Origin of the sequence: Polymorphobacter fuscus (assembly GCF_011927825.1) — a bacterium.
In the GTDB taxonomy this organism is placed as follows: domain Bacteria; phylum Pseudomonadota; class Alphaproteobacteria; order Sphingomonadales; family Sphingomonadaceae; genus Sandarakinorhabdus; species Sandarakinorhabdus fusca.
The window spans coordinates 700,492-713,285 of record NZ_JAATJI010000001.1; the positions used below are offsets into that span (position 1 = coordinate 700,492).

Below are 12,794 nucleotides of genomic sequence, written 5' to 3' on the forward strand. Positions count from 1 at the left end.
TGATCCCAAACAGCGATTCGAACGTGGCTGACCGCCGATATGGCATGAACGGCCGGCTTTACCAGTTGGCGGCGTTGCTGGCGCTGCTGTTCCTGTCGCAGGCGGCCGTTGCCAAGTCGCGCACCATCCTGGCATTCGGCGACAGCCTGACCGCCGGCTATCAGCTACGCCCGGGCGAAGGCTTTGCGCCGCAACTGCAAAAGGCGTTGCGCGCCAAGGGCCGCGACGTGACCGTCATCAATGCCGGCGTGTCGGGCGACACGACGGCGCAAGGCAAGGCCCGCATCGCCTGGGGCCTGCAGGGGCTGAAGACGAAGCCCGATCTTGTCATCGTCGAGCTCGGCGCCAACGACATGCTGCGCGGCCAGTCCCCTGCGACGGCGAAAGCCAACCTCGACGCGATTATCAAGGATTTCAAGGCGCGCGGTGTCCGGGTGCTGCTCGCCGGCATGTTGGCCCAGCCCAATTTGGGCGCCACCTATGCGCGTGATTTCAATGCGCTGTATCCGGCACTTGCCAAGGCGAACAAGGTTGCCCTCTATCCCTTCTTCATGGACGGCGTGGCCGCGGTGCCGGGCATGCAGCTTTCGGACGGTCTCCATCCGACGCCGAAGGGCTTGACCGTGATCGTCAACAAGATCACGCCCTTCGTGTTGCGGGAACTCGACGCCCTGCCCGGCTGACCGACCGGCCACGACGTCAGGCGGCGTCGCGGCCCGGAGTGTAGCGCAGCACCGGCTTGCGCGCTGCCGCCGTCTCGTCGAGCCGCCGCCGCGGCGCCAGATGCGGGCTGGTCCGCCAGGCATCGGGATCGGCAAGCATCCGTTCGGCAATGGAGCGCATGGCACCGATGAGCTGGTCGAGGCTGGCGCGGCTCTCGGTCTCGGTCGGCTCGACCAGCATCGCGCCATGGACGACGAGCGGAAAATACATCGTCATCGGGTGAAAGCCTTCGTCGATCATCGCCTTGGCAAGGTCGAGCGTCGTCAACCCTGTGCCTTCGAGGAAATCGTCCGAGAACAGCGCCTCGTGCATGCAGGGTCCGGTCGCTGCGAACGGCGCCGTATAGACGTCCTTCAGGCTCGCAAGGATGTAGTTGGCGTTGAGCACGGCGTCCTCGGCGACCTGCCGCAAGCCATCGGCACCATGGCTCATCATATAGGCCAGAGCGCGGACGAACATTCCCATCTGGCCATGGAAGGCGACCATGCGCCCGAAGCTATGGTCATGGTCGCTGCTCGCCTTGGCCTGAGCCTCTTCAACCAGTTCGAAGCCGTCCTTCGTCTTGCGCACGAAGGGCAGCGGCGCGAACTGGGCCAGCGCGGCCGAGAACACCACCGGCCCCGACCCCGGACCGCCGCCGCCGTGCGGCGTCGAAAAGGTCTTGTGCAGGTTGATGTGCATCGCATCGATGCCGAGGTCGCCCGGCCGCACCCGGCCGACGATCGCGTTGAAATTGGCGCCGTCGCAATAGACGAACCCGCCCGCTGCATGGACGGCGTCGCAGATCGCCACCATGTCGGGTTCGAACAGCCCGCAGGTGTTGGGATTGGTGATCATCACCGCCGCCACATCGGGCCCCAGCCGCGCCAGCAATGCCTCGACATCGACCCGGCCGCGGGCGTTGGCGGGGATATTCTCGACGGCATAGCCGCAAAAGGCCGCCGTCGCCGGGTTGGTGCCATGGGCACTTTCGGGCACCAGCACCACCGAACGGGCATCGCCGCGCGCCTCCAGCGCGGCACGGATGGCGAGCATCCCGCACAATTCGCCATGGGCGCCGGCCTTGGGGCTCATCGCCACTTCGGGCATGCCGGTCAGCAGCTTGAGCCAGGTCGCCAGCGTGTCGATCAGTTGCAGCGCACCCTGCACCGTCGGCTGCGGCTGCAACGGGTGGATGTCGGCAAAGCCCGGCAACCGCGCCATCTTCTCGTTGAGCCGCGGATTGTGCTTCATCGTGCACGATCCCAGCGGGAAGATGCCGAGGTCGATGGCATAATTCTGCCGGCTCAGCCGGGTATAGTGCCGCACCGTCTCGGGTTCCGACAGCCCCGGCAGGTTGATCGGCGCCGTCCGCGCCAGCCCGCCCAACCGATCCTGCACCACCGGCACGTCATCCAGATCGACGCCGCAGCGATCGACTGCGCCGCGCTCGAACAGCAACGGCTCTTCCAGCATCAGGGCCTTGTTGCCGGTGAAGGTTTCCGCCACCGACCCGGTGCCGGCGATCCGTGTGACGCGCCCTTGCGAATTCATCATGCCAGCACCTCGTCGAGAGCATCTTCGAAAGCGTCGAAATCCGCGTCGGTGGCGGTTTCGGTGACCGCGACGAGCATGCCGCGATCGAGCGCCGCCACCCCCGGGTAGAGCCGCCCCAGTGAAATCCCGCCAAGCACGCCGCGGTCCGCCAGCTTGCGCACCACCGGCCGCGCCTCGACCGGAAGTTTCAGGGTGAATTCGTTGAAGAACGTCGTCGTGACCAGTTCGACACCCGGGATCCGCCCCAGCCGCTCCGCCAGTTGCACCGCGTGCGCATGGTTGAGGCTGGCGAGGTGCCGCAAGCCCTTCTCGCCGAGCAACGTCATGTGAACGCTGAACGCCAGCGCACAAAGCCCGGAATTCGTGCAGATATTGCTCGTTGCCTTCTCGCGCCGAATATGCTGTTCGCGCGTCGACAGCGTCAGCACGAAGCCGCGCTTGCCGTCCGCATCGACGGTCTCGCCGCACAGACGCCCCGGCATCTGCCGCACATATTTGTCGCGCGTCGCGAACAGCCCCAGATACGGCCCGCCGAAATTGAGGCCGTTGCCGATCGACTGGCCTTCACCGACAACGATATCGGCGCCCATCTCGCCAGGCGACATCATCGCCCCGAGCGACACGACTTCGGTGACAACCACCACCAGCAGCGCGCCGGCGGCATGGCAGGCCTGCGCCAACGGCGCCAGGTCGGCGACATGACCGAACACATTGGGGTTCTGTACGACGACGCACGACGTCTCGGCATCGATCCCCGCCATCAACGCGTCGATGTCATCCCCGGGCTTGCCCGATTGCAGCGCCGGTTCGCCGACTTCGACCACATCATCGGTAAATTGCGTCAATGTCTTCAGGACATTGACATAATGCGGGTGGACCCCCGCCGAAACCAGCGCCTTCGCGCGCCGCGTCACCCGGCGCGCCATGAAGACGGCCTCCGTCATCGCCGTCGATCCGTCGTACATGCTGGCATTGGCGACGTCCATGCCGAGAAGCCGCGCCACCTGGGTCTGGAATTCGAACAACACCTGCAGCGTGCCCTGGGCGATTTCCGGCTGATAGGGCGTGTACGCCGTCAGGAATTCGCCGCGCTGGATGATATGGTCGACGCTGGCCGGCACATGATGCTTGTAGGCACCGCCGCCGACGAAGAACGGCACCGTCCCTGCCGTCATGTTCTTCGCCGCCATCGCGCCGAGCGCGCGTTCGACCGTCTGTTCGGGTGCGTGCAGCGGCAGCGCGGCGATCGGCGCCGTCAGCCGTGCGCTTTGCGGCACATCGATGAACAGCGCGTCGATATCGGCAGCGCCGATGACCGCCAGCATCGCCTCGCGGTCGGGCTGGGTGAGAGGCAGGTAGCGCATGGCTTACTCTTTCGTACTGGCGCGCTCGCTATCGCGAGCCGGGGGCAGATGAGCGTGAAAGCGGATACGGACGTAATCGGCGATCCAGTTGCCGGCCTCGTCGGCGAGCACCGGACGCAGCATGGCGCGAATGTCCTCGATGACCTGGGCGCGCTTGTCGGCGGGGACGCCGGCACTTTCGATGAAGCCGCCGCGAAAAGTGTTGAGCCACGCCGTCATGCCGGTCGGCAGCGGCGTCGGGCGCGGGATGATCTCGCACATGTCGACGCGGAAACCACCATTTTCAAGGACGTTGCGAAACGCTTCTGCGGTGGGGTAATAACTCGTTTCCATGGGTTCGACGCGATAGCCGCGGGTCGCCAGCACAGCGCGCACCGCCACGCGGATGGCGGCGATGTTGCCGTGACCGCCGAATTCCCCGACATATCGCCCGCCCGGCTTCAGCGCCCGCGCCACCCCGGCCGTAACGACGGCCGGTGCACCGACCCAGTGCAGCGCGGCGTTGCTGAACACCGCATCGAACGCGCCCCCGAAATCGAGCGACAGGGCGTCGCGCTGCCGGGCATCGACCCCTCGCGCCATGGCCGCCGCCACCATCGCGGCATCGGCGTCGATGCCGACCACGCTTGCTCCTGCCGCGGCGATCCGCGCCGTCAGCACGCCATCGCCGCACCCGATGTCGAGAATATGCTCGCCGGCCCTGGGCGCCAGCAGGTCGAGCACCGCGCCGCCGAGCGCCGGCACGAACGCCGCATGCGCCGCATAAAGCGCCGGGTCCCAATCGTGGCGCGGCGTCGCCGACATCAGAGCGTGGCGACCCAGGCCTTGTAAGCGTCGGCATCCATCAGCCCATCAAGCTCCGACGCGTCGGACAGGGTCAGCTTGAAGAACCATCCCTCACCCTCGGGTGCCGAATTGACCAGCGCGGGGTCCGCCTCCAGCGCCGGATTGGCCTCGGTCACGGTGCCCGAGACCGGCGAATAGACATCGGATGCCGCCTTGACCGATTCGACCACGGCGGCTTCCTTGCCCTTGGCGACCACTTTGCCGACCGCCGGCACTTCGACGAACACCACATCGCCCAGCTGCGCCTGGGCATAATCGGTGACGCCAACGGTGGCGATGTCGCCCTCGACCGCCAGCCATTCATGTTCCTTGGTGAAATACAGCGTCATGCCACGGCTCCCTCTCTGACGTAATTCTTCGGCTTGAACGGCATCGGCACCACCGTCGCATCGAGCCGGCGGCCACGCACTTCAATGGTCAGTGCGGTGCCGTCGGCGGCATGGGCCGTGTCGACATAGGCCATGGCGATCGGCGCCTCGAGGCTGGGCGCGAAGCCACCCGAGGTTACGACGCCCACCGCCGTGTCGCCGACAAACACCGCGGCGCCCTCACGCGCCGGCAGCTTGCCCGCCACCGCCAGCCCGACGCGCCGCCGCGCCGCGCCGTTGAACAGTTCATCCATCACCCGCTCGGCGCCGGGAAAGCCGCGCTCCAGCTTGCGACGCTTCGAAATCGCAAAGGCCAGGCCGGCCATCACCGGCGTCGTCGCGGGGTCGAGGTCGTGGCCGTAAAGCGGCAGCCCCGCCTCCAGCCGCAGCGAATCGCGCGCGCCCAGCCCGATGGGCTTCACCTCGGCATCGGCGAGCAGCGCCGTCGCCAGCGCGTCCGCCGCCGCCGCCGGAACCGAAATCTCGAACCCGTCCTCGCCGGTATACCCCGACCGGCTGATCCACAGATCATGGCCCTGCCAGGCAAAGCCCGCCGCCCGCATGAAGCGCAGCGCCGCCACCCCCGGCACCAGCGCCTCGAGCACGGTCACCGCCGTCGGTCCCTGCAACGCCAGCAACGCCCAATCGTCGCGCCGGTCAACCGTCACGCCGGCGTCGCGCAGCACCGCCACATCGGCATCCTTCACGGCGCCGTTGACGACCAGGTAAAGATCGCCCGCGCGCCGGGTCACCATCAGATCGTCGAGAATCCCGCCCGCGGCATTGAGCAACAGCGAATAGCGCAGTACGCCGACGCCCAGGCCGATGATGTCGCCCGGCAGCAGCGTTTCCAGCAGCGCCGCCTCGGCGGTCGGCACCAGCAACTGGCCCATGTGCGACACGTCGAACAATCCGGCATGGGCCCGCGTCCACAGATGTTCGGCGATGATGCCATCATACTGGATCGGCATCTGATAGCCGGCGAACAGGACCATGCGGGCGCCCAACCGGCGATGCAGCGCATCGAGCGGCAACAGGCGATCGGGGCTTTCGCGCAGGTCCAAGACAATCCTCCGGCAACGGCATGGCAGCGTCGGGGCGGCTGCCCCGTCACCTGCCCCTGTCTGTCACCGGACCTGAGAGCTTTCGTGCCGCAACAGCACTTACACCTTCGGTGGGGCCGGGAGACGATGCCTTGCGGAATCGTCCCTGCCCGCTTTCCAGATGTCGTGAATACGCCAGCGCGGTCCTGGTGCCTGAGAGATTGGAGGGGCCCTTGCTCCTTCGGCGGCGGCAAGGCCAAGGCCCCCCGCACTCTCCCGCGCTGACGCCGGGCCGGGGCCCGACGACCCGACTCAACTGCGGGAAGCCGCCGCCCGAGTCAATCGGGCCGCGGCGATTTCCGGCTGCGGCTATTTGGTGACGTTGTAGGCCAGTCCGGCATCGTCGAGCTGGAACCCCAGCAGCACTTCGAACGAGGCCGCCCGCAACGCCGCGCGGACCTGCGGATCGGCGAGCGGATCGACCGCCGCATCGGGGTCGGTCGGCTTGCGCTTGCGGTTGATCTTGGCCTGCAGCTCAGGCGACAGCGCCGTGGCGGACCGCGCCACGTTGGTCCGCACGCCGCCGCTGCCGATGGCCCGCGCCTGGCCCTCGGCAAAGCTGACCGTAACATTCGTCATCTGCTTCGACACCACCAGATTGCCGCCCTGCACGATCGTCGCGAACACCGGCAGCGACACCGTCCGCGCCGGGCCGGTCTCGCTGCGCCGTGCCACCACGTCGAAGCTAATGTCGGTCGTCAGCTTTTCGTCGCCTTCAAGGCAGGTTTCGCGCACATTGGTGATCGTCGCGACCATGTCGATATTCCGGGCGTCGGCCGAACCACCGGCGCCGAAGATCGTGGCGTCGCCCAGATAGGTCGGCACCGCCACTGCCGGGCATGGCGACCGCTTGACCATCAGCGGGTTGCGCTGGCACCCGGCGACGCCTGCCGCCAGGGCGAGGACGAGCAGCAGCCGGCCCGCGGCGACGCGCCGGGGCTGCAAAGGGGACGACATGTCACGGGAAAGCACGGGGCCGGAACCTTTCGGGGGGCAAGCCCGGTCTTCCTTAGGCATCGCCGGGGTCCGGAGCAAGGCGAACGCGGGCCGGCGGCGCATGCCGCGACTGCAATGCCTGTGGCGCCGGCATCGATCATTGGCTATCAGGCGATCATGACCGTCCTCGCCTCCGCTACCATCCCTGCCGGCCTCGCCAAGCCCGACCTCGCCGTGCTCGTCGCCGCGCCGCGCGGGTTCTGCGCCGGCGTCGACCGCGCCATCCACATCGTCGAACTGGCGCTCGAACGCTATGGTGCGCCGGTCTATGTCCGGCACGAGATCGTCCACAACCGCTTCGTCGTCGACAGCCTGAAGGCCAAGGGCGCCGTCTTCGTCGAGGAACTCGACGAAGTGCCCGAGGGCGTCCCCGTGGTGTTTTCGGCGCACGGTGTCCCCAAGTCGGTCCCGGCCGCGGCCGAGATGCGCAACATGAACTATCTCGATGCCACCTGCCCGCTGGTGTCCAAGGTGCACCGCCAGGCCGAACGTCTGGTAGAGGCCGGTCGCCATATCCTGTTCATCGGCCACCAGGGGCATCCCGAAGTCATCGGCACCTTCGGCCAGGTGCCGGATGGCGCGATGACTCTCATCGAAACCCTTGCCGATGCCCAGACCGTCACCGTCGCCAATCCTGACGATCTCGGCTTCCTGACCCAGACAACGCTTTCGGTCGACGATACCAGCGACATGGTGGCCGAACTTCAGCGCCGTTTCCCGGCGATCATCGGGCCCAAGGGGGACGATATCTGCTACGCCACGTCGAACCGCCAGGCGGCGGTGAAGGCGATGGCGCCGCGCTGCGACCTCGTCCTCGTCATCGGCGCGACCAATTCGTCGAATTCGCAGCGCCTTCGCGAAGTCGCGGAGCGCGAAGGCGCCGCCGCCTACCTCATCCAGCGTGCCGTCAATATCGATTGGCGCTGGTTCGATGGCGTCGCCACCGTCGGCATCACCGCCGGTGCCTCGGCACCCGAAGTGCTGGTCCAGGAGGTTCTCGCCCGTCTGGCGGACCGCTTCACCCTGACCACCGAGAATATCACCACCGCGGTCGAACAGGTCGTCTTCAAGCTGCCGCGCGCCCTCGTCGCCAGCTGACGCAGCGCCATGGCCGTCTATACGCCCGTCACCGCCACCGACCTGGCGGGGTTCCTCACACGCTATGACTGCGGTCGCGCGACGTCGTTCAAGGGCATCGCCGAGGGCGTTTCGAACAGCAATTTCCTCGTCGACACGACCAGCGGCCGCTATGTCCTGACCCTCTACGAACGCAACATCGACGCGAACGACTTGCCCTGGTTCCTCTCGTTGATGACGCATCTGGCCGACAAGGGCCTGCCGGTGCCCCGCCCCATCGCCGACCGCGACGGCCACGCCCTGCAGACGCTCAACGGCCGCGCCGCCTGCCTGATCGCCTTTGCCCAGGGCGTATCGATCGCCGAGCCGACACCGGCCGAATGCCATGCCGTCGGCGCCGCACTCGGCCGCCTCCACCGGGCCACCGCCGATTTCGTCGCGGTGCGCGCCAATTCGCTCGGCGTCACCGCCTGGCGGCCGATGGCGGCAAAATGCGGGGCCGGGCTTGCCAAGATCGATCCTGCATTGCCGGTGCTCGTCGCCGATGCGCTGGCCGCGACCGACAGCTGGCCCACCGGGCTGCCGGTCGGCACCATCCATGCCGACCTGTTTCCCGATAATGTCCTGCTCGACCACGGTGACGTCACCGGCATGATCGACTTCTACTTCGCCTGCACCGACATCCGCGCCTATGATTATGTCGTCACCCATGCCGCCTGGTGCTTTTCGGCGATCGGCACGGTGCATTATCCCGATCGCGCCGCGGCGCTGGCGGCAGGCTATGCCGAAACGCACGGCCTGGAGCCGGCGGAAGTCGCCGCGCTGCCGAGGCTGGGCGAAGGCGCTGCGCTGCGCTTCGTGCTGACCCGCGCCTATGACTGGCTGCACACGCCGCCGGAGGCACTGGTGACCCGCAAGGACCCGATGGCCTTTGCGCGGCGGCTGGCCTGGTATGCCCGCGCCACCCCCGACGCCGTGCTGGGGCGCTGACCATGGCCGACGCCGAAGCAGCCCGACCCAAGGTCGTCATCGCCACCGACGGCGCCTGCAAGGGCAACCCCGGCATCGGCGGCTGGGGCGCCTTGCTGCGGGCCGCCAACGGCCAGGAACGGACGCTTTCGGGCGCCGAGGCGCATACCACCAACAACCGCATGGAACTGACCGGCGCCATCGAAGCGCTCGCGGCGCTGACCCGCCCCGCCGATGTCATATTGTCGACAGACAGCAACTATGTCCGCGACGGCATCACCAAATGGATCCACGGCTGGCAGCGCAACGGCTGGAAGACCGCCGACCGCAAGCCGGTGAAGAACGCCGATCTCTGGCAAGCGCTGCTGGCAGCGACGGCCCGCCACAAGGTCGAATGGCGCTGGGTCAAGGGCCATTCCGGCGACCCGGACAATGAACGCGCCGATTCCCTCGCCAACGAAGCCATCGCCCGGCTGCGCGCCCGCGCCTGACGTCGCCTGTTCAGTTTCCACCAGCGCGCAGGGCTGCAATTTCGCGTTCGAGGTCGGCGATGCGCTCGTGCAGCGGCTGGACGGCGCGCGCGATCTCGGCCTCGGTGAAACGCGGCGTGATATGCTGCGGGCAGTTCCAGTCAAAGGCATCGAGCCGGAGCCGGAAGATGCGCTCGGCCGTGGCGCCATAGTCCTTGTCGAGGAGCTGTTCGGTCAGGGCCGGATCGGCATCGAGCGAAAGCCGTTCGATATGCCCGTAGATCTTGAGCCGGGCGCGCCGGGGATAGTCGAGCAATATGATCGAGACGCGGTTATTGGCCGCCAGGTTGCCGGTGCTGATATACTGACGGTTGCCGCGAAAATCCGCATAAGCGAGCGTCCGGTCGTCGATCAGCCGCAGGAAGCCGGGCGGGCCGCCGCGATGCTGGACATAGGGCCAGCCCGTTTCCGAAACGGATGCCATGTAGAAGCTGTCGCGGGCAGCGATGAAGGCAGCTTCCCGGTCAGTAAAGCGGTCGAACGCGCGATGGCCCTTGAAGTCCTGCCACAGCCGATGCGCCCCCATCTCGGCCTGCGCCGCAACCACGCTGGGTGTCAGGGCGATCTGCATGAATCCATAGGCCATGGTTCAACTCCGGGATCGGTTACCGCCATCCATGATGACACGTCCCGGCAGGCGCAGCCAAAGCCTCCTTGCCAAACCGCGCTCGCCGGCCGTCGGCACGGCGGGTGGGAATCACGAGCGCGGCGGTGCAATTGTCTGTCGAGCGCGCAACGGAGCGTCTTGAACGGTTTATGCTGGGTGACGAAGACGCATGATCGATCCCGAAGGCGATTGCCTGGACCCTGTTCGTCGGCAGCTATCGTCCCGCCAACCGCGCTGCATACAGTCCCATCCGGTTCCGCACCGGGGTTTCATCCCCCACATTGGCCGGCAGACCCAGCTCGGCCAGGGTTTCCCGGGCGGCGACACTGCCGGCGGCGGGATCGGCGGCGATGCCGGCGAGGATGGCGGCGCGTTGATCGGCAGGCAGGCGCGCCTTCAATTCGGCCGCGACCAGCAGCGGCAAATGGGATTGCAGCGGTTCGGTGTCATAGAGATCGGCCACGGCGGCGATCAGCAGCAGGTTGCGCGCGCGCTGGGTAACGTCCGCTTCGCCAGCCGCAGGCCATTTTTCGAGCTGGCGCCGGATGCGCGCGAGCGCGCTGGCGGTTGCAGCATCGGGCGGCGCGAAGGCGATGGGTGCGATCGGCCCGGCTGGTGCGGCAACGATTGCGAGATCGGCGCGGGGCATCGGCGGGCCGGGCCGGTGCCAGACGAGCGCGGACAGGCCGAGCCACGTCGTGAACATCACCAGATACGGCCAGCGGCGGGGCCATAGCCGGGCCACCAGCAACGTCGCCGCCGCGGTGCCGGCGAGCGCGAGCAAGGCCGAACTTGCCGCGCGGGTGCCGGTACCGGTGAGCGCCGTCTGGATCGCCGTGCTCGCCCATTGTGCGGGCAGCAAAACCAGCAGCCAGTCCGGCAACGCCCCCGGCAAGGCCGAGGCCGTCAACAGCATGGCCGCCTCGCCCGCCACCACGAACACGGCGATCCACCAGCCCCGATCGCCTGCCGACCGGGCAAACAGCGCGCCGCGCGCGGCAAAGCTGAAGCTGGCGATGATGACGGCCAGCCCGGTCGAGAACGGGTGCGGCAGGGTCGGCATGCCCAGCGCCCGCGCCAGCACGATAAGGCCGGCCCCGGTCAGCACGGCAAGAAGGACGCCGATCCACAGGCGTCCGGCAGCCGCCGCCCCGATCATGCCAACGCCCATCAGGCCCACGGCCAGAATGGGCCCGCCGACCAGGGCCAGCGGTGCCGGCGCCGGCGCATCCACAAGCATCAGCATGGCCAAAGTGGGTGCCGCAACCCCGGCCAGCGCCACCGTCGGCCAGGCCAGAAACGGCCAGGCCAGGGGCCGAGCGTGCGACGGGGACTTCATGCAGCCGACACTGATAGAAGCGCCAGCCATTGTCGAGCAGGCAGATTGCGACCGCCCAGTTCCCATGTCCATCCCGGAGCAGCGCATCGGGTTCGCCGATAAGAACTGCGATCGGACACGCGACCCTGAACGTCTGTATCCGCATCGGTTGAAACGCCGGCATTCCCCGGCCGGCCCTGCAATTTCGGCCTCGCCACCCTATATGACGGGATGCGCATTCGATTTCTTGCCTTCGTTCCGCTCCTGCTTGCCAGCTGTGGCTATTCCTCCGAACCAGGCGCGGTGGCCGAAACCGGGGCCGTCGCCACGACACCGGACAGGGTGGCGGCGCCGACCCACGGGCTGAACGCACCGATGATGGCGCGGACGGTCGAAGCGGCGGCGCGCCTGCCGCGGATCCGCTCGCTGGTCGTGGTCCGCGATGGCGAGACCTTGGCCGAACATCGTTTCAACGGCGGGCCGCCGCTCGACCGGCCGGTGAACATCAAGTCGGCATCCAAGTCGGTGATCTCGGCGCTGGTCGGCATCGCCATCGATCGCGGCGTACTGACCGGCGTCGACCAGCCGGTGCTGTCCGTACTGCGCGCCGACGCGCCGGCGAACCCCGACCCCCGCCTCGCACGGCTGACCGTCGGCAACCTGCTGTCGATGCAGGCCGGGCTGCAGCGCACGTCGGGTGAATTTTACGGTCGCTGGGTGTCGAGCCCGAACTGGGTCCGTTACGCGCTGTCGCAGCCGTTCGTCGAAGAGCCGGGTGGCGCCATGCTCTATTCGACCGGCAGCACGCACCTTTTGTCGGCGATGCTGACCCGCGCTTCGGGACGGAGCACCCATGCGCTGGCGCAGGAATGGCTGGCCCGCCCGCTCGGCATCGCGATCCCGCCATGGTCGCGCGACGGCCAGGGCATTTACTTCGGCGGCAACGAGATGCTGATGAGCCCGCGTGCCATGGCGCGTTTCGGCGAACTGTACCGGACCGGCGGCGTGGCAGGCGGCCGCCGCCTCCTGCCCGCCGCCTGGATCGCGCAAAGCTGGACACCGCGCACCGTGTCGCCGTGGAGCGGCGGCCGCTACGGCTATGGCTGGTTCATCGGCGACGCCGGCGGCCATCCGGTGCGTTTCGCCTGGGGCTATGGCGGGCAGATGATCTATATCGTGCCGAGCCTGGCGCTGACCGTCGTGATGACGTCGGATGCGGGCGGCGCAAGGGACGGTGGGCACATCGCCGCGCTGCACGACCTGCTCGCCGACCATATCGTCCCGGCCGCGGTCAGCGGGGCGTGATCGTCGGAGCAGCTGCGCAAGCCGCGCGTTAGGCGAGGCACCGGCCGCGACC

At 67.8% G+C, this 12,794-nt stretch carries 13 protein-coding genes and 2 riboswitches; of the genes, 5 read left to right on the forward strand and 8 right to left on the reverse strand.

Annotation, left to right across the window (positions count from 1 at the left end):
* The first annotated feature begins 23 nt into the window (after positions 1 to 23).
* Complete coding sequence (locus tag GGQ62_RS03370) at positions 24 to 683, forward strand: arylesterase (protein ID WP_341533727.1); 660 nt, start codon at positions 24 to 26, stop codon at positions 681 to 683.
* 16 nt (positions 684 to 699) lie between these two features.
* Here the strand turns inward: GGQ62_RS03370 and gcvPB are convergent, their stop codons facing one another.
* The 6 genes from gcvPB to GGQ62_RS03400 all read right to left on the reverse strand — a co-directional run bounded on the left by gcvPB (position 700) and on the right by GGQ62_RS03400 (position 6,897).
* Positions 700 to 2,259: an aminomethyl-transferring glycine dehydrogenase subunit GcvPB gene (gcvPB, locus tag GGQ62_RS03375; RefSeq protein ID WP_152576495.1), complete on the reverse strand. Its 1,560-nt coding sequence runs from the start codon at positions 2,257 to 2,259 to the stop codon at positions 700 to 702.
* The gene (gcvPA, locus tag GGQ62_RS03380) at positions 2,256 to 3,623 is read right to left on the reverse strand and encodes an aminomethyl-transferring glycine dehydrogenase subunit GcvPA (protein ID WP_152576494.1); all 1,368 of its coding nucleotides are present in this window, start codon (positions 3,621 to 3,623) and stop codon (positions 2,256 to 2,258) included. The genes gcvPB and gcvPA overlap by 4 nt, the downstream gene beginning before the upstream one ends.
* 3 nt (positions 3,624 to 3,626) lie before the next feature.
* Positions 3,627 to 4,427: a class I SAM-dependent methyltransferase gene (locus tag GGQ62_RS03385; RefSeq protein ID WP_152576493.1), complete on the reverse strand. Its 801-nt coding sequence runs from the start codon at positions 4,425 to 4,427 to the stop codon at positions 3,627 to 3,629.
* A complete protein-coding gene (gcvH, locus tag GGQ62_RS03390) occupies positions 4,427 to 4,798 on the reverse strand; it encodes a glycine cleavage system protein GcvH (protein WP_152576492.1) in 372 nt (123 codons plus the stop codon). Before gcvH ends, GGQ62_RS03385 begins: the two co-directional genes overlap by 1 nt.
* Positions 4,795 to 5,895 (reverse strand): glycine cleavage system aminomethyltransferase GcvT, encoded by a 1,101-nt coding sequence (gcvT, locus tag GGQ62_RS03395; protein ID WP_424022210.1) that lies wholly within the window; start codon positions 5,893 to 5,895, stop codon positions 4,795 to 4,797. The genes gcvH and gcvT overlap by 4 nt, the downstream gene beginning before the upstream one ends.
* 56 nt (positions 5,896 to 5,951) lie before the next feature.
* A riboswitch (glycine riboswitch) is annotated at positions 5,952 to 6,071 on the reverse strand.
* Positions 6,072 to 6,169, reverse strand: a riboswitch (glycine riboswitch). It abuts the riboswitch before it with no gap.
* 80 nt (positions 6,170 to 6,249) lie between these two features.
* Positions 6,250 to 6,897, reverse strand: a complete 648-nt coding sequence (locus GGQ62_RS03400) for a hypothetical protein (RefSeq protein ID WP_243445966.1) — start codon at positions 6,895 to 6,897, stop codon at positions 6,250 to 6,252.
* Between the two features lie 156 nt (positions 6,898 to 7,053).
* On the opposite strand from GGQ62_RS03400, the gene ispH reads away from it, so the two are divergent.
* Genes ispH through rnhA form a run of 3 tightly spaced genes read left to right on the forward strand, consistent with a single transcriptional unit; the run spans position 7,054 to position 9,473 of the window.
* Positions 7,054 to 8,034, forward strand: a complete 981-nt coding sequence (gene ispH / locus GGQ62_RS03405) for a 4-hydroxy-3-methylbut-2-enyl diphosphate reductase (RefSeq protein ID WP_152576491.1) — start codon at positions 7,054 to 7,056, stop codon at positions 8,032 to 8,034.
* Between the two features lie 9 nt (positions 8,035 to 8,043).
* On the forward strand, positions 8,044 to 9,003 hold the full coding sequence (gene thrB / locus GGQ62_RS03410; RefSeq protein ID WP_152576490.1) for a homoserine kinase: 960 nt from the start codon (positions 8,044 to 8,046) through the stop codon (positions 9,001 to 9,003).
* Between the two features lie 2 nt (positions 9,004 to 9,005).
* The gene (rnhA, locus tag GGQ62_RS03415) at positions 9,006 to 9,473 is read left to right on the forward strand and encodes a ribonuclease HI (RefSeq protein ID WP_152576489.1); all 468 of its coding nucleotides are present in this window, start codon (positions 9,006 to 9,008) and stop codon (positions 9,471 to 9,473) included.
* A 10-nt stretch (positions 9,474 to 9,483) separates the two neighbouring features.
* Here the strand turns inward: rnhA and GGQ62_RS03420 are convergent, their stop codons facing one another.
* A complete protein-coding gene (locus GGQ62_RS03420; protein ID WP_152576488.1) occupies positions 9,484 to 10,098 on the reverse strand; it encodes a pyridoxamine 5'-phosphate oxidase family protein in 615 nt (204 codons plus the stop codon).
* Between the two features lie 235 nt (positions 10,099 to 10,333).
* Entirely contained in the window at positions 10,334 to 11,458 is a 1,125-nt protein-coding gene (locus tag GGQ62_RS03425) for a hypothetical protein (RefSeq protein WP_243445965.1), read from the reverse strand.
* Between the two features lie 282 nt (positions 11,459 to 11,740).
* Here GGQ62_RS03425 and GGQ62_RS03430 point away from each other — a divergent pair, with 282 nt between their 5' ends.
* A complete protein-coding gene (locus GGQ62_RS03430) occupies positions 11,741 to 12,742 on the forward strand; it encodes a serine hydrolase domain-containing protein (protein WP_243446597.1) in 1,002 nt (333 codons plus the stop codon).
* Positions 12,743 to 12,794 lie beyond the last annotated feature (52 nt).